Annotated in this window: 17 protein-coding genes; 14 read left to right on the plus strand and 3 right to left on the minus strand. The window is 59.2% G+C overall.

Annotated features, from left to right (window positions below; all coding sequences use genetic code 11):
• Positions 1 to 25: 25 nt before the first annotated feature.
• The 14 genes from rlmD to FFV09_RS14705 all read left to right on the plus strand — a co-directional run bounded on the left by rlmD (position 26) and on the right by FFV09_RS14705 (position 21,113).
• A complete protein-coding gene (rlmD, locus tag FFV09_RS14645; protein ID WP_141448511.1) occupies positions 26 to 2,089 on the plus strand; it encodes a 23S rRNA (uracil(1939)-C(5))-methyltransferase RlmD in 2,064 nt (687 codons plus the stop codon).
• Positions 2,090 to 2,435: 346 nt separating this feature from the next.
• Positions 2,436 to 3,398, plus strand: coding sequence for a tRNA dihydrouridine synthase (locus FFV09_RS14650; protein WP_141448512.1), 963 nt, complete (start codon positions 2,436 to 2,438; stop codon positions 3,396 to 3,398).
• 129 nt (positions 3,399 to 3,527) lie between these two features.
• On the plus strand, positions 3,528 to 4,946 hold the full coding sequence (locus FFV09_RS14655; protein WP_170315034.1) for an ATP-binding protein: 1,419 nt from the start codon (positions 3,528 to 3,530) through the stop codon (positions 4,944 to 4,946).
• Positions 4,947 to 5,131: 185 nt separating this feature from the next.
• Complete coding sequence (gene uxuA / locus FFV09_RS14660) at positions 5,132 to 6,208, plus strand: mannonate dehydratase (RefSeq protein ID WP_141448514.1); 1,077 nt, start codon at positions 5,132 to 5,134, stop codon at positions 6,206 to 6,208.
• On the plus strand, positions 6,209 to 7,822 hold the full coding sequence (locus tag FFV09_RS14665) for a mannitol dehydrogenase family protein (RefSeq protein ID WP_141448515.1): 1,614 nt from the start codon (positions 6,209 to 6,211) through the stop codon (positions 7,820 to 7,822).
• Positions 7,819 to 8,106, plus strand: coding sequence for a hypothetical protein (locus FFV09_RS23795; RefSeq protein WP_170314879.1), 288 nt, complete (start codon positions 7,819 to 7,821; stop codon positions 8,104 to 8,106). Before FFV09_RS14665 ends, FFV09_RS23795 begins: the two co-directional genes overlap by 4 nt.
• The gene (locus tag FFV09_RS14670; RefSeq protein ID WP_141448516.1) at positions 8,036 to 8,992 is read left to right on the plus strand and encodes a carbohydrate ABC transporter permease; all 957 of its coding nucleotides are present in this window, start codon (positions 8,036 to 8,038) and stop codon (positions 8,990 to 8,992) included. The genes FFV09_RS23795 and FFV09_RS14670 overlap by 71 nt, the downstream gene beginning before the upstream one ends.
• 2 nt (positions 8,993 to 8,994) lie before the next feature.
• Positions 8,995 to 9,843: a carbohydrate ABC transporter permease gene (locus FFV09_RS14675; RefSeq protein ID WP_141448517.1), complete on the plus strand. Its 849-nt coding sequence runs from the start codon at positions 8,995 to 8,997 to the stop codon at positions 9,841 to 9,843.
• A 67-nt stretch (positions 9,844 to 9,910) separates the two neighbouring features.
• Positions 9,911 to 11,677 (plus strand): cache domain-containing sensor histidine kinase, encoded by a 1,767-nt coding sequence (locus tag FFV09_RS14680; RefSeq protein ID WP_141448518.1) that lies wholly within the window; start codon positions 9,911 to 9,913, stop codon positions 11,675 to 11,677.
• Positions 11,652 to 13,253: a response regulator transcription factor gene (locus FFV09_RS14685; RefSeq protein ID WP_141448519.1), complete on the plus strand. Its 1,602-nt coding sequence runs from the start codon at positions 11,652 to 11,654 to the stop codon at positions 13,251 to 13,253. The genes FFV09_RS14680 and FFV09_RS14685 overlap by 26 nt, the downstream gene beginning before the upstream one ends.
• Before the next feature lie 138 nt (positions 13,254 to 13,391).
• Positions 13,392 to 14,702: an ABC transporter substrate-binding protein gene (locus tag FFV09_RS14690; RefSeq protein ID WP_141448520.1), complete on the plus strand. Its 1,311-nt coding sequence runs from the start codon at positions 13,392 to 13,394 to the stop codon at positions 14,700 to 14,702.
• Between the two features lie 111 nt (positions 14,703 to 14,813).
• Positions 14,814 to 18,473: a carboxypeptidase regulatory-like domain-containing protein gene (locus tag FFV09_RS23985; protein ID WP_141448521.1), complete on the plus strand. Its 3,660-nt coding sequence runs from the start codon at positions 14,814 to 14,816 to the stop codon at positions 18,471 to 18,473.
• Between the two features lie 148 nt (positions 18,474 to 18,621).
• A complete protein-coding gene (locus FFV09_RS14700) occupies positions 18,622 to 20,226 on the plus strand; it encodes a DEAD/DEAH box helicase (protein ID WP_141448522.1) in 1,605 nt (534 codons plus the stop codon).
• Between the two features lie 179 nt (positions 20,227 to 20,405).
• Positions 20,406 to 21,113: a DNA alkylation repair protein gene (locus FFV09_RS14705; protein ID WP_141448523.1), complete on the plus strand. Its 708-nt coding sequence runs from the start codon at positions 20,406 to 20,408 to the stop codon at positions 21,111 to 21,113.
• Between the two features lie 426 nt (positions 21,114 to 21,539).
• On the opposite strand, the gene FFV09_RS14710 is transcribed toward FFV09_RS14705, so the two are convergent.
• The 3 genes from FFV09_RS14710 to FFV09_RS14720 all read right to left on the minus strand — a co-directional run bounded on the left by FFV09_RS14710 (position 21,540) and on the right by FFV09_RS14720 (position 25,567).
• Positions 21,540 to 22,427, minus strand: coding sequence for a prenyltransferase/squalene oxidase repeat-containing protein (locus tag FFV09_RS14710; protein WP_141448524.1), 888 nt, complete (start codon positions 22,425 to 22,427; stop codon positions 21,540 to 21,542).
• Positions 22,428 to 22,593: 166 nt separating this feature from the next.
• Positions 22,594 to 24,033, minus strand: a complete 1,440-nt coding sequence (locus tag FFV09_RS14715; RefSeq protein WP_141448525.1) for a sensor histidine kinase — start codon at positions 24,031 to 24,033, stop codon at positions 22,594 to 22,596.
• A complete protein-coding gene (locus FFV09_RS14720; RefSeq protein WP_141448526.1) occupies positions 24,017 to 25,567 on the minus strand; it encodes a hypothetical protein in 1,551 nt (516 codons plus the stop codon). The genes FFV09_RS14715 and FFV09_RS14720 overlap by 17 nt, the downstream gene beginning before the upstream one ends.
• Positions 25,568 to 25,621 lie beyond the last annotated feature (54 nt).

Here is a 25,621-nt window from a genome sequence, read left to right on the forward strand (position 1 = left end):
TTAATATAATGGAGAGTTAAATATAATGAGCGAACACAAAGACAAGTCGACGACACCGAGCCGCAAAGAGCGCAAGCTGCTGACGGCCAAAGAAGAAAAGAAAAAAAACAGGGGCTCCGGCAAAAAGCCGGCCGCACCCAAACGCAGCGCCAAACCGGCAGGCGGCGCAAGCGATTCCGCTTCCGCGGGCAGCCGTCCGGCGCAGGCGCCGGGCGATCGCCCGGCCGCGTCCGGCGCGCAGCGGCGGTTGTCCGCTGCGGCAGGCGGAGCTCGCGGCGCACGCGGTCCTTCCGCGGGCGGCAGCCGCCCGGCAGGACCTCGTTCGGCGAAGCCCGCGGACGCGGGTGAGCGCCTCACGCCCGCCGAGCGCTACGAGAAGCGCCAGAGCGAGCGCGTCGCCGGCGCGCCGGTGACGGGCAGCACGTCCGGCAAGCCGTACGCGGGCGACAAGGGCAGAGGCCCGACGTCGGGCCAGCCGTATGCCGGCGGCAAGGTCAAAGCGGCCCGCACGGCGGCCGCGCGCAGCCAGGTGCAGGCTTCGGCCGACACGGGCGCGCAAGGGCTGCCCAAGCCGGCGCGTCCGCACAGCGCGGCCGCGGCGCCGGGCAAGAAGCCTTACGCGGGCGCAGGCGGCGCGGCGGCCAGACCGGCGGCGTCCCCGGCCGATGCCGAGCAGGTCAAGCTCGGCGACGTGATCGTCGTGACGATCAAGCGGATCGGCATCAACGGCGAAGGCGTCGGCTATTTCCGCCGCAAAGCGGTCTTTATCGACGGCGCGATCACAAACGAAGTCGTCAAGGCGGAAGTGCTGGAGACGCACGAGAAGTTCCTCAAGGCGAAGCTGGTCGAAGTGGAGAAAAGATCGCCCGACCGCGTGGAACCGCCTTGTCCCGTATTCGGCATCTGCGGCGGCTGCCAGATCCAGCATATCTCGTACGAAGGCCAGCTCCGCGCCAAGCTTGAGATCGTGCGCGAAGCGTTCAGCCGCTACGCGAACCTGAGCGATCTCAAGATCAAGCCGACGCTCGGTATGGACCATCCGTGGGATTACCGGAACAAAGCGCAGCTTCAGGTCGAGCGCCGCGACGTCAAAGGCTCCAAGAGCGAGATCGTGGCCGGCCTGTACGAGATCGGCAGCCACGAGATCGTCGATATCAGCGGCTGCCCGATCCAGCATCCGCAGGTCAACCGCGCGATCGACCGCGTCAAGGCCGTGCTCGGCGAGCTGAACATCCCGCTGTCCAAAGGCGACAGCCGCGGCGGGCGCAGCGACATCAAAGACAGCGGCACGCGCAAAGGCGTCCGTACCATCGTCGTGCGCAGCGGCTTCCAGTCCGGCGAGATCCAGGTCACGCTCGTCACCGAGACGGCCGATCTGCCGCGTCAGGAAGAGCTGATCGAGCGTCTGCGCCTCGAACTGCCGGAAATGAGCGGGTTGTCGATCAACGTGAACCCGCTCAAGACTCCGCTGATCTTCGGCGAGCGCACGATCAGCCTGTGGGGCAGCGAAGCGATGAGCGATTCGCTCGGCGACCTGAACTTCACGCTGTCGCCGCGCGCGTTCTTCCAGCTGAACCCAGAGCAGACGATCAAGCTGTACGAGACCGTCCGCGCCGCGGCCGCGCTCACCGGCAAAGAGACCGTCGTCGACGCCTACTGCGGCACCGGCACGATCGGCCTGTGGCTGGCGCCTTACGCCGCCGAAGTGCGCGGCATTGAGATCATCCCGGAAGCGGTCGCCGACGCGACGCGCAACGCCGAGCAGAACGGCCGCGATAACGCGACCTTCTTCGAAGGCGAAGCCGAAGAGCTGCTGCCGCGCTGGGCGAAGGACGGCCTGAGACCCGACGTGATCGTCGCCGATCCGCCGCGCACGGGCCTCGACCGCAAGTTCCTGGAGACGATCCTGCGCGCGAAGCCGAAGAAATTCGTCTACGTCTCGTGCAACCCGTCCACGCTCGCCAAAGACTGCAAAGTGCTGCTCGACGGCGGCTACGAGATCCAATCCGTTCAGCCCGTGGACATGTTCCCGCAGACGAGCCAGGTCGAAGCGGTGACGGTTCTGGTGCAAAAAGAGACGGCGAAATAATCCGCGCATCGGCGCGAGCCGCCGGATTTAACGGTGGACCCGCTCTCCGGAGGGCAGGTTCGAACGTGCCAAGCAGCCCGGCTCTCCCAAGGGAGAGCCGGGCTGCTTTTGCATCCTGGCAGATACGGTTTTAATACGCCGCGATCGGCAGAATCCGGCATCTTTTTTGCTTTTTGACGCTGCGGCAAGCCCCGGCTGTATAACGAACCGTATTCATCAAGCAGCGGTTTGATTTGGAGGCCGTTTTTTGTTTTTTGTGCCGAATCGCGCTTTGGGACTTGGCATTTGAACGGCAATGCGTTTAGGATAGTAGAGTTAACGATCATACGACAGAGAGGTTTTTCAAATGACGATGAATTTCTGGCAGGATCTGCCCAGACCCTTTTTCATATTGGCTCCGATGGAAGACGTCACGGACGTCGTGTTCCGCCATGTGGTGAGCGCGGCGGCCAAGCCGGACGTGTTCTTCACGGAGTTTGCGAATACGGAAAGTTACTGCCATCCGGCCGGGCGCCACAGCGTACGCGGCCGCTTGGCGTTCACGGCGGACGAGCAGCCGATCGTCGCCCATATTTGGGGAGACAAGCCGGAATATTTCCGGCAGATGAGTCTCGGCATGGCGGAAGACGGCTTCAGGGGCATCGACCTCAACATGGGCTGCCCCGTACCGAACGTGGCGGAGAACGGCAAAGGCAGCGGCCTGATCTGCCGTCCGGAACTTGCGGCGGAGATCGTGCAGGCATCCAAAGCCGGCGGTCTGCCGGTCAGCGTGAAGACGCGCCTCGGCTTCAGTTCGCTGGATGAATGGCGCGGCTGGCTGACGCATATTTTGCGGCAGGACATCGCGAATCTGTCGATCCATCTGCGCACCCGCGACGAGATGAGCAAAGTCGACGCGCACTGGGAGCTCATTCCCGAGATCAAGCAGCTGCGCGACGAGATCGCGCCGCAGACGCTGCTGACGATCAACGGCGATATTCCGGACCGGCAAAAAGGGCTGGAGCTCGCGGAGCGGTACGGCGTGGACGGCATCATGATCGGGCGCGGCATTTTCCACAATCCGTTCGCGTTCGAACGTGAAGCGGCGGAGCACGGCAGCCCGGAACTGCTTGACCTGCTGCGGCTGCATCTGGACCTGCACGACCATTATTCGGCAACGCTTGAGCCGCGTCCGTTCAAGGCGCTGCCGCGCTTTTTCAAAATTTACGTGCGCGGATTCCGCGGAGCGAACGAGCTGCGCGCCAAGCTGATGGAAGCCAAATCGACGGACGAAGTGCGGGCGGGATTGGCGGCGTTCGAGCGTCGGTAGGTGTTTTCCTTAATTTTTATCAAAACATTAAATATTACCATAATTTCATCTATGCTTACGGATTTACATGGTATACTTGCCCCAAACAGCCGGCGAACGTCGGGAACCGGCATGGGGGGGCGTATTCAAGTGATTGAGTTCGATAATCCGTTACGTTCTTTGACGCGCACGATCAGCGGCAGCCACGTTTTGTATTTGTACGAAGATTTGCGCCATTATATCGACAGTGCGGCCGCTTATGCGCTGACCTGCTTGAATCAAGGGCATCGAATATTGATCATAGAAAACGATTATTGCAAAAAAGCGATCGAGCGCAAGCTGGCGGAATCGTGGATCGACGAACGGCTCGAACATGTCCATTTCGTCGACAACTTCGATTTTTACCAAAAGCACGGCGAGTTTCAAGGGTGCTTGACGCGCAAGCATTTCGAATCGATCATGCGGCCGTTTTTGGAAGAGGAGATCTCGATTCGGACCTGGGCGCATATCCAGTGGAAGCCGCAGCCGCATATCGAAGCGAAGCTGGAAGAATTCGAAGTGATGGCCGATTGCAGCGTCAAGGAGCAGAACCTGATCTCGGTCTGCGCGTACGACGCCAAAGCCATTTCCGCTTCCCTGCAAACGTCGCTGATGCGCTCGCACGAATATTTGATGACGGATCGGGAATTTATCGTCTCGGGGCTGTACCGGAACCCGAATTCCGAGCGGGTCATCCATCCTTCGATGGCGCTGCAGGAAAAGCTGCTGCTGGAGCACAAGCAGCTGCTGATCGACAAAGAAGCCGCCGAACGCGCCAACCGGGCCAAAGACGAGTTCATCGCCACGATGAACCATGAGATTCGTACGCCGATGAACGGCGTGCTCGGCATGGCCGACTTGCTCGCGGAGACGACACTCGACGGGGATCAGGCCGCCTACGTGGAAATCATTCGCAAAAGCGGCTCGTCCCTGCTGCAAATCGTCAACGACATTTTGGACTTTTCCAAAATCGGGTCGGTCCGGGAATCGTCCCCGGAAGAACCGGTGCACATTCGGGACTGCGTCGCCGAAGTGGCCGACCTGCTGCAGGCGGCGCGGCTCGGCAAAGATCTCGCGCTCGACGTGAACATCGAAGACGACGTGCCCGAGACGCTGCTGGGCGATCCGCATCCGATCCGGCAGATTCTGTTCAACCTGCTCGGCAACGCGATCAAATTTACGCAGCGGGGCAGCATCTCGATCGAGGTGTCCCTGCTGCCGGGCAGCGAAGAAGGCCGCAGCCGGCTCCGATTCCGGATCGCGGATTCCGGGGCCGGCATTCCCCGGGCGCATTGGCGCAAAGTGTTCCAACCGTTCTATCAGGTCGACGGGGGACTCAGCCGCGGCGCGGAAGGCACGGGATTGGGTCTGGCGATTTCGAAAAAGCTGGTGGAGCGGATGAACGGGCAGATCGGGATCGAACCTTCGCCGAACGGCGGGACGACGATCGCGTTCACGGTCGAGTTGGGCGAATTTCCGTCCCGGGCGCGGCCCGGCGGATCTTCGAACGGTCCGCAGGCGGAAGCTTAGAATGAGGCGGGAACAAACAGGGCGGCCGATTTTTCGCCGCCTTGTTTTCGTGTGCCATTTTAAAAGAAACGTGTTCGATTCCCGTCTATACGAACGTTCGGCGCAAAGTTACGATAAAAGCAGGAAAAACCGTCGTCAACGAAGAAAGATCGACAGAGCGGTCCACGCAAAGGGAGGCTTCGCCAATGAAAATGACTTGGAGATGGTACGGAGAAGGGAACGACAACGTCACGCTCGATCACGTTCGGCAAATTCCGGGCGTCATGGGCATCGTCTGGTCGCTGCACGACAAGGTGGCCGGCGAAGAATGGGAAATGGAACGGATTCGGGAAGAAGCCGACCGGATCACGGCCAAAGGATTCAGTCCGGCCGTCGTCGAAAGCGTTAACATTCACGACGATATCAAGATCGGCCTGCCTACGCGCGACAAGTACATCGACAAATACATCGACACGATCCGCAAATTGTCCACGGTAGGCGTCAAAGTCATCTGCTACAATTTTATGCCTGTGTTCGACTGGACGCGCACGGAATTGTACCGGGAACTGCCGGACGGCTCGAACGCGCTCTTTTACGAGAAAGCGGCCATTACCGACAATCCGCGGGACATGGTAGATCGCATTTTGGCAGGCGCGGGGGAGTTTACGATGCCGGGCTGGGAACCGGAGCGCCTGGCCAGGCTCGACGAATTGTTCGCGGCTTACGCCGACGTGACGGACGAGAAACTGGGCGACAATTTGCGGTATTTTCTGGAACGGGTCATCCCGGTCTGCGAAGAAGTGGACGTCAAAATGGCGATTCATCCCGACGATCCGGCCTGGCCGATCTTCGGCCTGCCGCGTATCGTGCGCAATCGGGAGAGTATCCGCCGGCTGCTGGACTTCGTCGACAGCCCGTATAACGGCCTGACTTTTTGTACCGGCTCGCTCGGCACCGATCTCCGCAACGACCTGCCGGCCATGATCCGCGAGTTCCATGACCGGATCCATTTCGCGCATATCCGCAACGTCAAAGTGTTCGACAACGGCGACTTCATCGAAGTGTCGCATCGGGGACAAGACGGCAGCGTCGACGTGGCCGAAGTAGTCAGGGCTTACCACGAGACGAACTTCCAGGGCTACGTGCGTCCCGATCACGGACGGCATCTGTGGGGCGAAGAGAAAGACTGCCGTCCCGGTTATGGCCTGTACGACCGGGCACTGGGCATCATGTACCTGCTCGGAGTGTGGGACAGTCTCGACAACGCGAAGGGGGGAGCTTGAATGGTTCGGTTAACAGTGGACGGCCTGGCCGAGCGGGCGCAGTGGCAGGCCGCGGGAGTGGACCTGCCCAAGTTCGATCTTCGGCAGGTCGCGGCGAATACGGCGAAGCGCCCGGAGTGGGTCCATTTCGGAGCGGGCAACATCTTCCGCGGCTTCGTGGCGAACGCGCATCAGCGGCTGCTGGACAGCGGCCGGGCCGACACGGGCATCGTGGCCGTGAAATCGTCCGATGCCGGATCGTCCGGCCCGACGTACGGGCCCGACGACAATCTGACGCTCGCGGTGCTCATGAACGCCCAGGGCGACTTCAAGATGAACGTGGTCGCGAGCCTCGTCGATACGATCGTGATCGGCAAAGGCCGCGCGAACGAGCGTCTGCGCCTGATCGCCATGTTCGAAAATCCGAGCCTGCGGATGGCCAGCTTCACGATTACGGAAAAAGGCTATGCGCTGACCGGTCCGGGCGGGGACTTCGTGGATCTGGTCCGTGCCGATATGGAGAACGGTCCCGAACAGCCGCGGCATACGATGAGCCTGGCGGCTTCGCTTGCTTACCGCCGCTATTTGAAAGGGCGGTACCCGATCGCTTTTGTCAGCATGGACAACTGTTCCCGCAACGGCGATCTGTTGAAGAACGCGCTGGTCACGATCGCCGAAGAATGGGAGCGGCGCGGCTTCACGGACAAAGGGTTCGTCGCTTATCTGCGCGATGATGCCAAGACGGCTTTTCCGCTGTCGATGATCGACAAGATCACTCCGAGCCCGTCGGAGAAAGTCCGGGCGGCACTGGAGAAGCGGGGCATCGAAGGCATGGAGATCGCCGTCTCCAACAACTCGCATCGGGCTCCGTTCGTGAATGCGGAGATCAGCGAATATCTCGTGATCGAAGACCGCTTCCCGAACGGCCGTCCTCCGCTTGAAGAAGCGGGCGTAATCTTTACCGATCGCGCCACGGTGAACAAAGTGGAGACGATGAAAGTGACGACCTGCCTGAACCCGCTGCATACGGCGCTTGCCGTGTCCGGCTGCCTGCTCGGCTATACGTCGATCGCCGAAGAGATGCGCGACGCCTCGCTGCGCAAACTTGCGGAAACGATCGGGGTCGCGGAAGGACTGCCCGTCGTCGTCGATCCCGGCATTCTCGACCCGCAGCTATTCGTGCGGGAAGTGCTGGACGAACGGTTCACCAATCCGTTCATCCCGGACACGCCGCAGCGTATCGCGACCGACACGTCGCAAAAAGTCGGTATCCGTTTCGGCGAGACGCTCAAAGCGTACGGCCGCAGGGACGATCTTGATCCGGCGTCGCTCACGGCGATTCCGCTCGCGCTCGCGCTCTGGTGCCGGTACCTGCTCGGCGTCGACGACAACGGCCGCACGTTCGTGCCGAGCCCGGACCCGATGCTGGGTACGCTGCAGAAGCGGCTGGCGTGCACCAAGCTCGGCGATACGACTTCGAATGTGCGCGCCATTCTGGAAGACACGCAGATCTTCGGCGTCGATCTGTACGAATTGGGAGTGGGGCACAAGATCGAAGGCATGTTCTACGAGCTGCTCGAAGGTCCCGGCGCGGTACGGGCAGCGCTTGACCGCTACATGCAAACGAACGCTTGAATCCGCTTTTGTACCGAATCGTTTCCGAGAAAGCCGACCCGAATCCGGGTCGGCTTTTTGGCATGCGGAATGCAGTCGGCATTCCCGAAATCGGTTCAATAGAATTGATCGATAGTGAAAGAAAAGCATTCGTTACTCTCCTTCAATCTGTTCCGGAAGCCGCTTACAATGAAAGAAAAGTTCAGGATCTTGACGAAGAGGGGGAGCAAAACGATGCACAATACAGCTTCGAGGCCGGGCTCCGAACGGCCTACCGCAAAAAAGGCGAAAGTGAAAGCGCTTAGAGGACGTTGGGAGTCTCCGCTTGCCGGTTATCTGTTTCTGTCGCCCTGGCTGATCGGCTTTTTCATGCTGACGCTGGGTCCGATGTTCATGTCTTTGTACTACTCGTTTACGGATTACTCGCTGCTCACCAAGCCGAATTGGGTCGGCGTGGAGAACTACAAAAACATTTTCACGAACGACGAAGTATTTGCTTCTTCGCTTCGGATCACGGTCCTGTTCGTACTCGTGACCGTGCCGCTGCGGCTGATGTTCGCCCTGGCAGTCGCGATGCTGCTGAACCGCAAGATCAAGGGCATTTCCTTTTACCGCACGATGGTCTATCTGCCTTCCCTGATCGGCACGAGCATCGCGGTCTCGATCCTGTGGAAAAACATTTTCAGCCGCAACGGCTTCATCAACGATTTTCTCGGCATTTTCGGCATCAAGGGACCGTCGTGGATCGCGGACCCGAACTATGCGCTGGGTACGCTGGTCCTGCTGATGGTCTGGCAGTTCGGTTCTTCGATGATCATCTTCCTCGCCGGGTTGAAGCAGGTCCCGACGGACTTGTACGAAGCTTCGTCCGTGGACGGCGCAAGCAAAGTCCGGCAGTTTTTCTCGATCACGCTGCCGATGCTGTCGCCGATCATTTTGTTCAACGCGATCCAGACGATGATCAACACGTTCCAGATGTTCACGCAGTCGTTCGTTATTACCGGAGGCGGCCCCGTCAAATCGACATTCGTCTACGTCATGTATTTGTATGAAGAAGCGTTCACGAAGTTCCATATGGGTTATGCGTCCGCGTTGGCCTGGATTCTGCTCGTGCTGATCGGCGTATTCGCGGGCGTGCTGTTCGGTACTTCGAAATATTGGGTCTTCTACGAATCGCAGGGAGGGAAGTAAAGATGGCGTCCTACAAAAGAATCAAGCTCGGGCTCAGCCACCTGCTGCTGCTCGTAACCAGCCTCGTCATGATGTACCCGATTTTCTGGTGGGTAGGCGCGTCGCTCAAGACGAACGAAGAGATGAGCTCCGCCAACCTGTTCCCCAAAATTCCGCATTGGGAAAACTTCACGGAAGGCTGGGTGTCCGTTCCGAACTTCAGCTTTACCCACTTTTATATCAACACGTTTGAGCTGGTGCTCGGCGTCCTGTTCACCAGCGTCATCTCCTGCAGCCTCGTCGCCTTCGCGTTCGCGAGACTCGATTTTCCGTTAAGAAAGCTGTGGTTCTCGATCATGCTCGTGACGCTGATGCTGCCTACCCAGGTGACGATCGTCCCGCAGTACGTCATGTTCAGCAAATGGGGTTGGGTCGATACGTACCTGCCGTTCTACATCCCCCATCTGCTCGCCGGAGGGATCGGCGGTCCGTTCTTCATCTACCTGCTGGTGCAGTTTATGCGATCGGTACCGAGAGAGCTGGATGAAGCGGCCAAAATAGACGGATGTTCGTGGTTCGGCATCTACTGGCGCATCATGATCCCGCTCGTCAAGCCCGCTCTGGTCACGGTAGCGATCTACGCGTTCCTCTGGAATTGGGATGACTTCTTCGGACAGATGATCTATATTAATAACATCGAAAATTACACGATCAATCTGGCGCTGAAGTTGTTTATCGACTCTCAAGGTTCCGTTCCATGGGGACAAATGTTGGCTATGTCGCTGCTTTCCATTACGCCTTCCGTGTTGATTTTCTTTTTGGCGCAGAAGCATTTCGTGGAAGGGATATCCGCCGGCGCACTAAAAGGATAAATCAATTTATCGTAACAAACGAGCTGCGAGCGATCGCGGCTTTGTGCGTTACGACGGAGGGATGGACATGCGGGTCAACCCGTTCAAGACGTTTCGTATAGACGTCGTTTTCTTTTTCGGTTTTGCCGTGATCGTGGTCGGCTTTGTGGGTCTCATCGTTTTGTTCAGCTATGTCAACGGTTCAAGGGAGATCGCGAGCAACACGTCTTACTATCAGCAGAAACTGTTGGTCGAACTGCACAAGAAGCTGAATACCTATCTTCAGGACATCGAGCAGAGCTCCAATACGGCCGCGCTGAATTTCAGCGACGACCGCGACGACCTGCTGACCGGCAGTCCGTACGAACGGCTGCGCAGCCAGACCGAAATCCGCCAGCAGTTGAACAATTACGTGTTCAGCATGTCCGCGCTTCAATCCATCCATGTCTACTCCGACCTCAAGCCGTCTTACAACATCCAGGATTACGTGCAGTTTCTCTCGCTTGAGCAGCTCGAACAGGAAGAGTGGTACGACGAACTTCGCCAATCCGATGACGTATGGTTGGGCGAGCGTTCGATCCGGACCAACGACGGCGAGCAGCCCGTGATCGGTTTCGCGCGACGTGTCTACAACCAATTCAACCGCGCTTCCGCCGTTATCGTATTCAACGTCAGCGCGCCGGTGTTCCAATCTCTGATCACGACCGAAGACCAGCGGTCCAGCCTGGCGTTGTTCGACGAGACCGGCCGGCTGATTACCCATTCCGGCAGCGACGACTTTTTTATCCGCAGCGAACAGGAGATCAAGAATCAGTTGATGTCGCAGGAAGCCGGGGCGAAGCGGGCCGGGGACGAGTTTGTCGTCTGGTCTTCTTCGCCCGACTCGAAGTGGTCGCTTGTCGAGATTACGTCCTGGAAGCAGATTACGGCCGCCAACCTGAAGCAGACCCAGGTCATTCTGACGATGGGCCTTATTACGATCGTGCTGCTGCTGCTGCTGACCGTCTTCCTGTCGCGCCAGTTCATCAAACCGGTGAGCCTGCTGCTTAGGGCCATGAGCGCTTTTTCCCTGACCCACAAAACGGCGCTGCCCCAGGATTACCGCAACGAGTTCGGCGAACTGTTCCAGGGATACGAAGACCTGACGCTGAGGATCGAGCAGCTGTATGGCCGACTGGACGAACAGCACAAAAAACGCAGGGCTTCAGAGATGAAAACGCTACAAATGATGATCAACCCGCATTTTTTGTACAATTCGCTCGATCAGGTCAACTGGATGGCGATCGAAGCGGATCAGCCGCGGATCAGCCGGATGCTGTCGCATCTGGCCCAGTTTTTCCGGCTTGCCCTGTCCAACAGCGACAGCCTGGTCACGCTCTCGGAAGAACTGGCGCATATCGAAAGCTATTTGGCGTTTCAGCAGATCCGCTGGGAAGAACGGCTGCGGTACCGATTCGAGATCGAGGAAGCCGCGACCGGACTGTACGTGCCCAAGATCCTTTTGCAGCCGTTTATCGAGAACGCGTTTATCCACGGGTTTCACGGACGGCAAGAAGCCCTGCTCGTGATTCGCGCCGAGATTCGGGAAAATCGGCTGAAGATCACGATAAAAGACGACGGAAGCGGCCTTGCGGCAGGTTGGCAGCAGCAGCGCAGCGCCAAAGGCGGTTACGGGCTGCGCAATGTGCGCGAGCGCATCGAAGCGCTGTTCGGGGAAGCGTTCGGGTTCACGCTGAACGCTTCCCCGGAAGGCGGTACGGAAGCCCTTCTGACGCTGCCGCTGCTGCCGACGAACACCTTCGATCAAACAGACAAGGGAGGCAGCGAAGATGTGGAAAATAGTAATCGTCGATGATGATTTTCAGGTGGTAAGAGGACTGCGCAAAGTGATCCCGTGGGAAGAATTGGACGCCGAATTCGCCGGGGAAGCGATCGACGGGGAAGCCGGCCTGAGGCTGATCGAAGAAGTCAACCCGGACATCGTTCTGACCGACATCTACATGCCGTTCATGAACGGCATGCAGATGATCGAAGAGCTCAAGCGCCGGAACTTCGCCGGCCGTTTTATCGTGCTGAGCGGCTACAACGATTTCGAATACGCGCGAACGGCTATTCGGCTCGGCGTCGACGATTATTTGAGCAAGCCGATTACGGTCGATCAAATTCGCGACGTCTTGTCCTCGACGATCGAGAAGCTGGAAGAAACGTATCTCAAACGGTTCCAAAGCACCCGTGACGCGTCGGCGAATCCGAGCGAAAACGCCAAAAAAACGCAGTGGCTGGCTTCCGTATTGAACGGCTGGGAGCCGGATCAAAGCCGCGAAAGCCTGCCTTTCCCGGGCGAGCAGGGCGGGTATGCCGTCATGGTGATCGAAGTGCTCTGGAGCGGGCGTATCAGCCGGATTTCGCTGGCGGACTGGAATCTGTTCAAGTTCGCGGTATCGAACATCGTGGGGGAAGTGCTGGCGGAAGAATGGCCGGAAGCGAGCTTCTCTTGGGTGTTCGGCAACCGCTCGGCGCTGCTGCTTCCGGCGGGCGACAGCCAGGGCCGGTCCGGGCTGTCCGCCCAAGCGGAAGAGTTGGGCGTCCTGATCGCCAACCGGTTGAACGAATTTCTCCGAATCCAAATCCGGTATGCCTGCGGCGAAGCGGTAAGCAGCCGCGAAGGGATTAAAGCTTCCGCGGACGAAGCGATGCAGAAACTGCTGGAGAGTCAGGAGTTTTTCGTGCGCGAAGAAGCTTCCGGCGCCGTCTCGGCCGACGTGGGGCCGGCAAGCGGGGACGAATTTTCGCTCAGCGATTATTCGCAGGCGATGAAGCGGGCGCTCGAAGCGGGCGATGACGACGAAGCGTCGAAGTTGATCCGCTTGTTCCTGGATCGCCGGCAGCCGGAAGGACCGAGCGATCTCGCCGGAGACCAGTCAGCCGCGGCCGAACTGTGGACGCTGCTGCACAACTCCATGGTGATTACCGGAGCGTCGTCGGACAAAAGTGGGGAAGAAGTGCTCGCCCTGCGTGAACTGGACGGGGTCGCCGACCGTTCGCGTATCGAAGCGTGGCTGCTGGCCCAGATCAAGGCGCTGAAAAAGGCGGACAAGCCGCTTATTCAGGAAAAGCACCGCAAAGCGGTCCAGTTCATGATCGAATATATCCACGAGCATTACGCGGAAGACATCACGCTGGACAAGATGGCTTCTCAGTTATATATTTCCAAAAATTATCTGAATCAACTATTCAAAAAAGTGACCGGCGAAACGCTGACCAATTACGTTATTCGCGTTCGTATCGAAAAAGCGAAAACGCTGCTCAAAGACGGGAACCATTTGATTTACGAGGTGTCGGAGATGGTTGGCTACCAGAATGTTCCCTATTTTAGCACTCTTTTCAAAAAGTATTGCGGTGTCAGTCCGAGCGATATGATCAAGCGTTAATCTTTCGTTATCTAATGATTAGATAATCATTAGATAATGAAAGATTGTTGTTCATTACCCTTCTACTCGGCAGGCGGGCCGGGTGCTACTATGAAGCCAAGTCCTAATTACTGGCTTCAAGAATAAGGGGGTCTCAACATGAAAAAGATCAAGAAGAAATCCGTTTTTGTAACCGCTTTAATGTCGATGCTTTTGGTATCCGCCTGCAGCAGCGGCGGAGGGGAAGCGCAAACTTCGGGCAGTACGCAAGCCAAAAAAGGGGACGCGGACGCGATCACGTTGACCGTAGCCTGGTGGGGTTCGCAGAGCCGGCACGATGCCACGATCAAAGCTCTGGAGCAGTACACGGCGCTGCATCCGAACGTGAAGTTCCAGAGCCAGTTTTCCGGCTGGGACGGCTATTTCGATAAGCTTGCGGTCCAGTTCTCCGCCAATAACGCGCCGGACATCATTCAGATGGATGCGGCTTACGTCAACGACTACGCGGGCCGGGATCTGCTCGGCGACCTGAAGAGCATCAACGTCTCCGATATGGAAGCCGGTACGGTGGACAGCGGCAAGATCAAAGACGTGCAGTACGCCATTCCGAGCGGCGTCGCCGCGCTGGGCATGGTCTACGACAAAAGCGTCGTCGACAAGCTGGGATTGACCCCGCCGTCTTTCGGATGGACATGGGACGACTATTTCAAGTTCGGCGAAGAAGCCAAAGCGAAGCTCGGCAGCGACAAGTACGTGTTCGTGGACCAAAGCGCCGATCTGGTCGATTACACGTCCTACCAGTACAGCATGGGCAAAGGGTACATTTTCAACGACCAGAACGAACTGTCCATCGACAAAGACACATGGGTCGGATACATGACCAAAATGAGCGAACTTCGGGACAAAGGCATCCTGACTCCGGCGGATATCAGCGCGACGGACAAAGAGCTTGATCCCCAACTCGACAGCGTCGTGAACGGGACTGCCGTAGCGCGCCACCTGTTCTCCAATCAGGTCGGCCCGATCGACGCCCTGAAGCCGGGCGCGTTCGAATTCGCTTCGATGCCGAAGGGAACCGAATCCGGCGGCTGGCTGAAGCCGAGCATGTTCTGGAGCGCGAATGCGCAGTCCAAACATCAGGAAGAATCGCTCAAAGTCATCGATTGGCTGCTGAACGATCCGCAGGCCGGCGAGACGCTCGGTCTGACCCGCGGAACGCCGGTCAACAAAAAGGTCGTCGAATCGCTCACGCCGAAGTTCAGCGAAGCGGACAAAGTGTCGCTTGCGTTCCTGGAGACGGTGACGCCGGACGCGCAGCCGTTCATCAACGATCCAAAAGGCTGGGGCAGCTTCAAAAACGACTACAAAACGGTCGTGGAGAAAGTCCAGTTCAAGCAGTCGACGCCGGAGCAGGCTTATGAAGAATTGTTGAAAGTCGCAGGTCAGTACGCGGCGGAAGCCGGCAAATAAAACGAAAAGGATTGGCCAACATACGGGTCAATCCTTTTTTTGAAAAAGAATACCGAAGGCGCCGGGCGATAGAGGCCTGGCGCTTTCACAAAAAACGACGGGAGGTTAGTTATGAGCTCTATTCAAGTTCGCAAAGGAAAATCCTGGTTATCCGGTGTGCTTGCTGCAATTATGCTGCTTGGCGCTTTTCCGGCAGCGGGACAAGCCCAGACCGGAACCGGCACGCAGCCGGTACAGGGAGCGGCGGCCGTAGGGACGGGAACGGATTATTACATCGACAGCCAGACGGGCAGCGACCAGAACGCGGGCGTGCAGCAGCAGAAGCCGTGGAAGTCTCTGGCCAAAGCGAACGCCCAGACATTCAAACCGGGCGACCGGATCCTGCTGAAATCGGGAGCGGCGTGGGACAACCAGACGCTCGCGCCCAAAGGTTCCGGCACGGCCGGACGCCCGATCGTTATCGACCGGTACGGCAGCGGCGACAAGCCGAAGATTCGCGCCAACGGCAAACATGCGGACGCGGTCCTGCTGAGCAATCAGCAGCATTGGGAGATCCGCAACCTGGACGTGTCCAACCAGACGCCGCCGTCGACTGTTCCCGGCGCGTCGCTGGGCGATTACCGCGGCATCCATATTACGGGACAGGATGCGGGCACACTGCAATATTTCCGCATCAAAGCGGTCGACGTGCACGACGTGTCCGGCGAGATCGCCTGGATCGGCGGCAGCATCCCGACCAATCCGAAGCCGGGCATCCGGTTCAAGACCGGCTGGGACGGCTCCAAGAAGACGGGCGGCATCGTCTTCGATACGAGCGTGGCGAATCTTCAGGCTCCGGTACGCGCTACCGTGTTCCAGGACGTCGTCATCGAAGATTCGACGGTGAAGAACACGTCGTTCGGCGGCATTATTTTCAAGCAGTATGCCGGTAACGGAAGCGACGGAAGCCAGATCGTCCCGACGGGTTGGGGAACCCGCAAGGACGCGCAGGATCCGAACTTCACACCGCACAGCGGCATCGTTATTCGCAACAACTTCATTACGCAGCAGGGTACTCCGTACGGCTGCAACGGCATGTATCTGACCGGAATCCGGGGGGGTCTGGTGGAACGCAATGTGGTCGACAAAGCGGGTACTTCGGGCATCGAAGCGTATTACGCCGACGACATTACGATCCAGTACAACGAAGTCATGAACACCGAGCAAAAAGCGGGCGGAGCCGATTCCAACGGCATCGATCCCGACAAAGGCACGACAAACATTTTGATCCAGTACAACTACATGCACGGTAACGGAGACGGCATCCTGATCTGCCAATTCGTGTTTGGGGACACCGTGATTCGTTACAATGTGCTGGAGAACAACAAGCGATATCCGATCTATCTGCACTCCGACGCCAAAGCGGTCGCGGACGTGTACAACAATACGATCTACAACGAAGTGAGCGGCTACATGGTCTACGGATACGGCAGCTCGCTCAAATCGACCTACCGGCTGCGCAACAATATCCTGTATACGACGCGGCCGGTTCGGGCACTGACAGAAAGCCCGACGATTACCTACGATACGAACAGTTATTATTCGCCGGACGGCGCGTTCGGCGCTCCGGCCAGCGACGCGAATCCGCGGCTCGGCGATCCGATGCTGACCAACCCGGGAACGGGCGGCACGGGCTCGCAGGCGCAGGGCCCCGCCCTGAATACGCTGGGCGGCTACCAACTCAAAGCGGAATCCCCGCTGATCGAACGCGGCCTGACGATTGTCGGCAGTCAAGCAACGCCGGCGCGGGACTTCGCGGGACGCCTGCTGTATAACGGCCAAGCCGATCCGGGCGCGTTCGAATTCTACGACGATTCGACCACGACGGCCACATTGGTCGGCCGCGTGACCGACGCAGCCGGCAAAGCGGTCGCCGGCGCCGCCGTAGCCGATGCGGCAGGCGGAACGCCTGCCATCACCAACGACCTCGGCCGTTACGTCATTCGCAGCGTGCCGGTCGGACGGACCCTCAAACTTCGGGCCGCCAAAAGCGGGTACGCGCAGGCGGAAAGCGCGACGTTTACCGTTCGTGCGGGCAACGTCGTGACTACCGATCTCGCGCTCGTCTCCAACGCCGCGGGAGGTTCGCTCTCCGGCAAAGTGTACGACGACAATCAAGCCGCCGCCGCAGACGTGACCGTCGTGCTGTCGCTTGGCGATCAAAAAGTCGCGGAAACGGTCAGCGGCGCGGACGGAAGTTACACGTTCCCGGCCGTGGCAGCGGGCGAAGGCTATACGCTGTCGGCCGAGAAAGCCGGCTTCCGCCCGGCCAACGCTTCCGGTATCCGGGTCGGTTCCGGCGAACGGAGCCAGGCTCCGGACCTGTATCTGGCCGGTACGGAAGCCCGTCTTATTCATGGAAGCGATTTTGACGATCTGCAGCCTGGCGCTGCCCCGGCCGCGCCGTGGCAGATCAGAGCCAACGGAGGCACGGTTGGAGCCGTCGAATTGCCGGATCGCGCAGGCAAGAGCATGAAGCTGACGCGTTCGAGCAACAGCGGCGTAACTTCGCTGTCCCAATCGTTCCCGAAGGGAACGGTCAAAGGCATCGTAACGCTGACCGCGGACGTCATGAAGCTGGACGGCGCAGGCAGCACCGACTGGTTCAACCTGCCGTACGTCTACAGCAGCGGCGGAACGGCAAGCGCGAATACCGGCGTATCGCTCGCTTTCTCCAAAGGTCAGATCATTGCCTACAAAGGCAGCGAGTCGACGAAGCTGATGGCTTACGAACCGGGCAAATGGTACACTCTCCGCCTCGTCATGAACACGGCGTCGGACAAGTACGATCTCTACGTGAACGGCGCGGCGGTGGCGGAGCAGGTGCCTTTCCGCAACGCGATCGAAGATATCGGCAGCTTCTCTTTTTCGGCCAACAGCCTGAATTACGGAACGGTCCATGTCGATAACGTGCGTCTGTACCAGGGGATTCCGGCCGAACGCAGCGATGCGGGACTTGCGGACCTGACGACGGATTTCGGAACGCTGTCCAAAGAATCGGATGAAGCGTACCGGCTGGAACTGCCGCATTTCAAAGACACGGTCAATCTGACCGCGACGCTGAACAGTCCGGAAGGAGCGGCGCTGACGATTAACGGGGAACCGGCCGTCAGCGGAGAACCGTCGGAAGTCGCCGCTGCCGAAGGCGAGAACACCGTTCCGGTCGCGGTGACAGCCGGAGACGGAACGACGGTACGCACCGTTCAGGTGACCGTCGTCCGCACGGCCGCCGCGCTTGATTCCACGCTGCAAAAGCTGGAAGTCGTCGGAACGGACGGCAAAGCGCTGCTGCTGTCGCCGGAGTTTGCCTACAATACGCAGGAGTACGAATTGAAAGTGCCGGCGAATCTGAACGGCCTTACAATCCGGCCGACAGCCGGAGCTCCGCTGACCGAAGTGCGCGTGAACGGCACCGCACTGAGCAGCGGGTCCGATTCGGCGGTTATCAACCTGTCGGCTACGACGGCACCGATCCTCGTGGCGACCGCTTCCGCGGACGGAACCGATTACCGGACGTACACGATCCGGGTGAGCCGGGCCGCCGCTCCTTCGGCCGCTGCATCTCCGGCGGCCGAACCAGCCGCGGTCGAACCGGCTGCTGCCGAGCCAGCCGCGGTTGAACCTGCCGCAGCTGAACCGGCCGCCGCCAAACCGGCCGCCGTCGAACCGGTCGCCGTCGAACCGGCCGCAGCCGAGCCAGCCGCAGTCGAACCTGCGAACGAAGGCGAATAAGAAGCGATCGGCCCGCCGCAAGGCGGTTGGCTTCCTCGAAGGATACGTTCTCCCGGTGCCCGGCGGGCAATCTTCAAAACGCCGGTCCCCAACGAGCCGGATCTGTGTTACGCTTAGCGGATACCAGAATCGAAGGAGTTCAACCCCAATGAGCGAAAGCCAACCGAACAACGATATAGAAAATCAAGAACAACACGGCCAGACTTCCGACCCGAACGCCGTGCCTGTCGCGTCTGACGCGCAGGAACAGCCGAACGGGCCGGATCAGGGCCAAGCAGGTGCGGGTTCCGCGGAATCCGCCGAAGCGGGCACGTCCGATTTTGCACACTACGGGCTCAGCGAAGAAATTCTCCGTTCGCTCGATACGCTCGGCTACAAAAATCCGACGCCGGTCCAGCAGCAGGTCATTCCGCAGGCGCTGGCCGGCAAAGACGTAACGGTCAAATCCCAGACCGGCAGCGGCAAGACGGCGGCTTACGGCATTCCGCTGTGCGAGCTGCTGCAATGGGAAGAGAGCCGTCCGCAGGCGCTGATCCTGACGCCGACGCGCGAGCTGGCCGACCAGGTTAAGGAAGACATGATGAACATCGGTCGCTTCAAGCGGATCAAAGCGGCGGCGATCTATGGCAAGCAGCCGTTCGACCGCCAGAAGCGCGAACTGATGCAGCGCAATCACGTGGTCGTCGGCACGCCGGGACGGGTGATGGACCATATCGAGAAAGACACGATCGATCTGGAACGCATCCAATACCTGATCATCGACGAAGCGGACGAGATGCTGAGCATGGGCTTCATCGAACAGCTGGAGAAGATCATCAAGCAGCTGCCGAAGGAGCGGGTGACGATGCTGTTCTCCGCTACGCTGCCCAAAGACGTCGAGAGTCTGTGCCATCGCTACATGCGCAGCCCGGTCGATATCGAGATCGGTTCGGCTTCGGACAAGCGCCAGACGCAGATTCAGCACAAGTTGTACACGGTGGGCGAAAAAGCCAAAGCGGCGCTGCTGCACAAAGTGACCGTGACTGAAAATCCGGACAGCTGCATCATCTTCTGCCGGACGCAGGCCAACGTGGACGCGGTCTCGGCCCAACTGGATCGTCTCGGCTATCCGTCGAGCAAGATTCACGGCGGCATGGAGCAGGACGACCGCAACCGCGTGATGAACGAGTTCCGCGCCGGGCAGTTCCGCTACCTTGTCGCGACCGACGTAGCGGCGCGCGGCATCGACATCGACCGGATCACGCACGTGATCAACTACGATCTGCCGATGGAAAAAGAAAGCTACGTGCACCGCACGGGCCGTACGGGACGCGCGGGCCAGAGCGGCACGGCGATCACGTTCGTGACGCCGTTCGAAGACAAGTTTCTCGCGTCGATCGAACGGTATATCGGCTTCGAGCTGCCGCGCTTCGAAGAGCCTTCCGCGCACATGGTCGCGGAGGCGCAGGCGGCGTTCGACCGTAAACTGCGGGATCGCCCCGCGGCGAAGAAGAGCCGGGGCGAAGAGCTGAACGCGAACATCATGAAGCTCTATTTTAACGGCGGCAAAAAGAAAAAACTGCGCAACGTCGACTTCGTGGGCACGATTGCCCGTATCGAAGGCGTGACCGCGGACGATATCGGCATCATCAGCATCCAGGAGACCGTGACGTACGTCGATATCCTTAACGGCAAAGGCAATCTGGTGCTGAAAGCGATGCAGGAGACGACGATCAAAGGCAAACAGCTCAAAGTGCAAAAAGCAAGAACGTAACATGGAGAGATGGAAGGGCGGAGATGAACTCCGTCCTTTTTTTTAACAGCTATCGGTTAGACTAAGTATTGAATTTATTTACATTTATTAAAATAAGGCGTATATTCGAGGGGCAAATCCGAACGAATGTGCCTATAAACGGCCAGAAATCCGACATCATGAACATGGGGGGCTGTACGATGAATCTGGAAGAGGTTATGCGGGAACTCGAAGAACTCGGCAAAGAACGTTCGAAAAAAATGTATATGTCCAACGGAGCGTGCGAACCGGTATTCGGCGTAGCGACCGGAGCGATGAAGCCGATGTCGAAAAAGATCCGGAAGGATCAGGAACTGGCCGAGCAGCTGTACGCCACGGGCAATTATGACGCAATGTACTTTGCCGGGGTCATTGCCGATCCCGCACGGATGACCGAAGCCGATTTTGAACGCTGGATCGACGCCGCCTACTTCTATATGATCTCCGATTTCGTCGTGGCGGTGACGCTGTCGGAATCGGACATCGCGCAGACGGTGGCGGACAAATGGATCGCAAGCGGGGACGAACTGAAGCAGTCGGCAGGCTGGAGCTGCTACTGCTGGCTGCTCGGCACGCGCAAAGACGAAGAGTTCGAAGCGAAGAAGCTGGACGGCCTGCTCGATCTCGTGCTCAAGACGATTCACGCCGCGCCCGAACGAGCCCAGTATTCGATGGCCAACTTCGTCTATACGACAGCCGTTTCTTACGGACCGCTGCACGAACGGGCGCTGGCAACGGCCGAAGCGATGGCTCCCGTCGAAGTGGGTCAGGGAACACCCAAAAGCAAAGTGCTCCAGACTTCGGAAAATATACGCAAAGCCGCGGACCGGGGAAGAATCGTATTCAAGCGCAAGCACGTGCGGTGCTGAGCGGTTCGGCGGACCTTTTCGTGCGGCGCGCCGGAGCCTGATCGCCTGAAGGCCGGGTTCGACCGACAGGCGGTCGCAATCGGAAGGCAAACGACCCCGACAGGTAAAAGCGACGAAGAACCTTCGATTTCGAAGGTTCTTTTTACTGTGGTTCTGCAACGAACCCAGGTATCGCTATTTGCGGTTTTTCGGCTCTTTTGAGCGATTAACGAATCGTCAGCTTCTTATTTGCCGCCATTCGAAGGTTTTGGCAGAATTCGGGCGCCGTAGCGTGATTACGATTCATTAGAATCCGGAAAAGCCGCTTGAACGACAAATAGCGCGATCACGATTCGTTGGAATCGCGACCGCGCCGGGAAAGCGGCCCGACCGCTTAAAGAGCGGAGAAAATGCTCCGCTCTCCAGCGCTCCAGCGTTCCGGCTCGCCTATCGCATCGCGTTCAGCTGCCGGCTCAGCGGTTCCGACACTTTGCCGACGCCGGCAAGCGCATCCAGCAGCGCGAACGTCTCGCCGCCCCATTCGCCGTCAGCGTCCCACACCTGCCGGCCGATCCGCACGCTGTCTCCGGCGAGAGCAGGCTGCACCCGCTCCAGCGCCTGTTCCGCGAACTTGGCCGGAAGAAGCTTGCCGCGTTTCTCGGCCCATTCCGTCAGGAACGACAAGCCGCGCAAAATATCGTATTCGAAAAAGCGCGGAAAGCACGGCTTCAGCCAATCCGCGTTGATTACTTCGCCGCTCGACCTGAAACAGACTAACCGATGCTCGATCAGGTAGCGCGCGCCTGCGTCGAGAAACGCTTTTTCCCGCTCGGTAAAGGGGCGGTCGGTATGGCGGAGAATGGCTTCGAGCGGCGGAAGCGTCGAGACGATCGAACTTTTGCGGGAATGGACGTAGGCGTCGGGATCGCAGTTCAGTCCGCCGTCGGGCAGCTGATGGTTAAGCAGCCAGTCGCGAATCCACGGCATCTCGGCATCGAGATCGCAGCCGTACGCCTGCAGGACTCCGTAAAAGACAGCCAGTTCGCAGTGGCAGCAGTCCCACTTGTCCAAGTCCTGCGTGCGGGACGGCCCGTCGCTGTCCGCGATAACGAACGTCGGCCATACGCGGGTCCCAAGCAGCCGCTTTGCCTGCGCGATCGCGGATGCGGGAATGCGGCGAACTTCGCCCAGTTCGTGCAGGGCGGCCATATGCCACCAGGCGCCGTTCCATTTGTGGCGGCTGTCTTCGTCGTGCGACGGCTCGAAATGCGTAGTCGTCTCCAGAAAAAGAACGGAAGCTTCGATAGCTTCGGACACGGTCGGTGTGATCGTCATGGGATTCTCCTTTGGCGGAACAGGGATAGCGGATCGGGTCGATAAAGTAAGATAGGTAAGATCGGCATGATCGGCAAGGCCGGTCGCGTCATCAAGGCCGTTCGAGTCGTCAAACTCGACAAAAGAAGTTGGCCCGGACAGAGGTCCGGCCTCCGCCGCAAAAGCCTTACAGCAGCCAATCCGGCTTGTCCGGCTTCCCGTCGTTCGACGGCTCGTCCACGACGAGCGGCAGCGTGACGGTGACCGTCGTGCCGACGCCGTATTCGCTCTCGATCTTGATCAGGCCGCCGTGCAGGCGCACGATTTCTTTGCTGATGGCGAGGCCGAGGCCGCTGCCGGACATTTTGGAGCTGCCTTTGTAGAAACGGCGGCCGATTTTCTCCAGGTCTTCGGCCGGGATGCCTTCGCCGTCGTCCTGTACGGAGACGCGGACCTGCAGATCGGCGCAGGCGGCGGTCAGCCGTACTTCGCCGTTCAGGTCGGAGAATTTGATCGCGTTGTCGATCAGGTTGACGAACACCTGCTTGAGCCGGTTGAGGTCGGCGTGCATGGGCATCGGCCCTTCCGGCAGCAGCGTATGCAGCGTCACGCCGCGTTTGTTGCCGGAATGGGTGTACTGCAAATCCAGCTGCCGCAGCAGGCTGTTCAGGTCGACGGGAACGGAGCGCATACGGATCTCGCCGGCCTGGTATTTGGAAAAATCGAGCAGGTCTTCGACGAGGCCGATCAGCCGATCGGTCTCGCTGGTGATGACGCCGAGCCCGAGCCGTGTCGTGTCTTCGTCGTCGAGCCCGCCGATGACCAGCGTCTCGCCCCAGCCTTTGATCGAAGTCAAAGGCGTGCGCAGTTCGTGGGACACGGTGGAGATGAAGTCGTTTTTCATCTTCTCGCTTTTGGACAGTTCTTCGTTCATATGGTTGAGCGAATCGGCGAGCGTGCCTACTTCGTCGTTGTATTTGCGGACGGCTTTGGCGGAAAAGTCGCCGGTCGCCATCTGCCGGGAGATGGTCGTCAGTTCTTTGACCGGACCGACGATGCGGCGGGCGATAATAAGGCTGAGCGCCACGCCGAGCGCAAGCACGCCGGCTCCGATCCCGATCGACCAGCCGATCAGCTTCACCACTTCGCGGTACAGCGGTTCGGCCGAGACGGAGAAGCGCAGCGTGCCGATCACTTCGCCGTAGCTGACGAGCGGGCTTGAGATGGCCATGATCCGCTGGCGGAACGCCTGCGAGTAGCCGGAATAGCTGCCGACGCCGCCCTGCTGGGCGATTCGCACGTCCGCCGTGCGAATGCGCTGATTCGAGGAGAAGCCGTACGAATCGACGACCGTCCGGCCTTCCGGATCGAGCACTTCGACGCGGCTGCTTTCGCCCGGCACGAGGTTTTCCAAAATGTAACGGGCCCGTTCCTGCAGCGTGTACCCTTCCATAAACTGATTGGACAGTGTGGCCGCGGTAACGGCGCGGGACTGCACGATCTGCCGCGCGCTGTCAAAATAATAGGTCGACACCGCCGCGGCGAAGATCATCTCCAGCAGCAGGATGATCGTTAGAAGCAGCACGCCAATCTGAAGCAGGAGTCGTCCCCTAATGCTTTTCAACATGGCTGAACGCCTCCTCTTCCTCGCGGCTGTCGTCATCCAGTCCGGCCAGCCGCTTCACTTCCGACGCTGTCAGGCGCAGCGCTTCGTACGCAGCGGAGTCTTCGCCGGACAGACGGGTGGCCGCATTCGGCAGCAGCGCGATCGTAATCTGCGAAGAACGGCCGGCTACCATCGAATTTTTGTCGCCAAGTACGACGTATTGGGCTTGGCGGCTGTCCAGCATCGGCTGCAGCCGGTTCCATTCTTCGCTCGACAGCTGACGCAGCGTCAGCAGTACCGCTTCGGGATCGGCGTTGTCGGCGGAAGCGCTGCCCGCGGAATCGTCGCCCGCGTTCGCTTCGGCGTCGGGATCGGCCTGCGGCGCATACATAAACCGGACTTCGCTGATGGATTCCGGATTGCCATCGGGCAGCTCGATCCGGTATTTACCCTGCCAGCGATCGGGGATGCGCAGATCGTAGCCCCACTGCCAGAAGCGGTCTTCGACGAACCGCATGCGGCTCTCGCCGTCCCAGCGGTAATACGAATCGCTCCACAGCTGCGGGGTGCCCGACGCATCGTCGGAACCCGGCATCGGATTGGGCATCGCGATCTCCAGAATGCCGTCGTCGTCGACGTCCCGGTTGTTCGCCGGATAATCGATCCACCATTTCTGCCCGGTTGCGGCCAGATTGGGATTGAAGTCGGGCGGTCCGAGCCGGAGATCCTGCCTCGACGCACGGGAATCGTACGAAGCTTTGGGCAGCGAGAGGATATTGGCCAGGCGGCCGTCTTCCCAGGCCAGCAGCATGCTGTATCCCGAACGGGTCGTGCCCAGCACCTGCGCGAACAAGCCGATCCGCGTCGCGGAAGCCTGGTCGATCTGCATACTCAGAATGGTGCCTTCGGTGCGGCGTTCCGCGATTTCGGTCACTGCGCCGTTTTTCTCGCCGAGGATCTCGATACGCGACCGCGTGTTCTCGGCGTTCTCGGAAGGCGGCACGATCGCGATCTGGCTCAGTCCGTTGCCGAGCAGTTCGCCTGTGGAGATCTGTTCGTATGAACGGTGCAGGATCGGTTCGGTTTTGGCTCCGTTCAGCGAGTAGACGTACAGCTCTTTGGGCAGGCCGGTTCCGCCGCCGTCGTAGCCGAGCAGCAGCTGCGCGGAAGAGCGGTTCAACAGCGGCTTGATCGCGAGATAGTCCAGATTGATGCCGCTGCGGGTAATGAGGGCGGACTTTTGCCAGGCGCCGTTGGTCTGGCTTAGAATGAGGACGTTGACTTCGTAATCCGTCTCGGGTCTTTTATAGGAAACGATCAGTTCTTTCTCGCCGTCCCCGTCGAGATCGGCCAGCCGGATCGCGCTGCCCTGATCCGACTGGTCCGGGGTAGTCAGCTGATAGCCGGCCGGCAGAAAAGGCTGCACGGCGCGGTACAGCGACTGTTCTTCGCCGGCAAGGTTCGGAGCGTGCAGAAGATCGCCGGGAGAAGCGATTCGGCCGCAGCCGGCCGTCAGCAGAATCAGCAGCAGGCCGGCGGTTTTGAGTGCATTCATAGACGGTTCTCCTTATATGATGAGGCTATTGTTAGTTATCGGCTTTTTGGACGC

Source organism: Saccharibacillus brassicae (assembly GCF_006542275.1).
Classification (GTDB): domain Bacteria; phylum Bacillota; class Bacilli; order Paenibacillales; family Paenibacillaceae; genus Saccharibacillus; species Saccharibacillus brassicae.

Coding starts and splice junctions, on each gene's coding strand:
- rlmD (WP_141448511.1), top strand. CDS start 26: ATGAGCGAACACAAAGACAAGTCGACGACACCGAGCCGCAAAGAGCGC.
- FFV09_RS14650 (WP_141448512.1), top strand. CDS start 2,436: ATGACGATGAATTTCTGGCAGGATCTGCCCAGACCCTTTTTCATATTG.
- uxuA (WP_141448514.1), top strand. CDS start 5,132: ATGAAAATGACTTGGAGATGGTACGGAGAAGGGAACGACAACGTCACG.
- FFV09_RS14665 (WP_141448515.1), top strand. CDS start 6,209: ATGGTTCGGTTAACAGTGGACGGCCTGGCCGAGCGGGCGCAGTGGCAG.
- FFV09_RS14670 (WP_141448516.1), top strand. CDS start 8,036: ATGCACAATACAGCTTCGAGGCCGGGCTCCGAACGGCCTACCGCAAAA.
- FFV09_RS14675 (WP_141448517.1), top strand. CDS start 8,995: ATGGCGTCCTACAAAAGAATCAAGCTCGGGCTCAGCCACCTGCTGCTG.
- FFV09_RS14680 (WP_141448518.1), top strand. CDS start 9,911: ATGCGGGTCAACCCGTTCAAGACGTTTCGTATAGACGTCGTTTTCTTT.
- FFV09_RS14685 (WP_141448519.1), top strand. CDS start 11,652: ATGTGGAAAATAGTAATCGTCGATGATGATTTTCAGGTGGTAAGAGGA.
- FFV09_RS14690 (WP_141448520.1), top strand. CDS start 13,392: ATGAAAAAGATCAAGAAGAAATCCGTTTTTGTAACCGCTTTAATGTCG.
- FFV09_RS23985 (WP_141448521.1), top strand. CDS start 14,814: ATGAGCTCTATTCAAGTTCGCAAAGGAAAATCCTGGTTATCCGGTGTG.
- FFV09_RS14700 (WP_141448522.1), top strand. CDS start 18,622: ATGAGCGAAAGCCAACCGAACAACGATATAGAAAATCAAGAACAACAC.
- FFV09_RS14705 (WP_141448523.1), top strand. CDS start 20,406: ATGAATCTGGAAGAGGTTATGCGGGAACTCGAAGAACTCGGCAAAGAA.
- FFV09_RS14710 (WP_141448524.1), bottom strand. CDS start 22,427: ATGACGATCACACCGACCGTGTCCGAAGCTATCGAAGCTTCCGTTCTT.
- FFV09_RS14715 (WP_141448525.1), bottom strand. CDS start 24,033: ATGTTGAAAAGCATTAGGGGACGACTCCTGCTTCAGATTGGCGTGCTG.
- FFV09_RS14720 (WP_141448526.1), bottom strand. CDS start 25,567: ATGAATGCACTCAAAACCGCCGGCCTGCTGCTGATTCTGCTGACGGCC.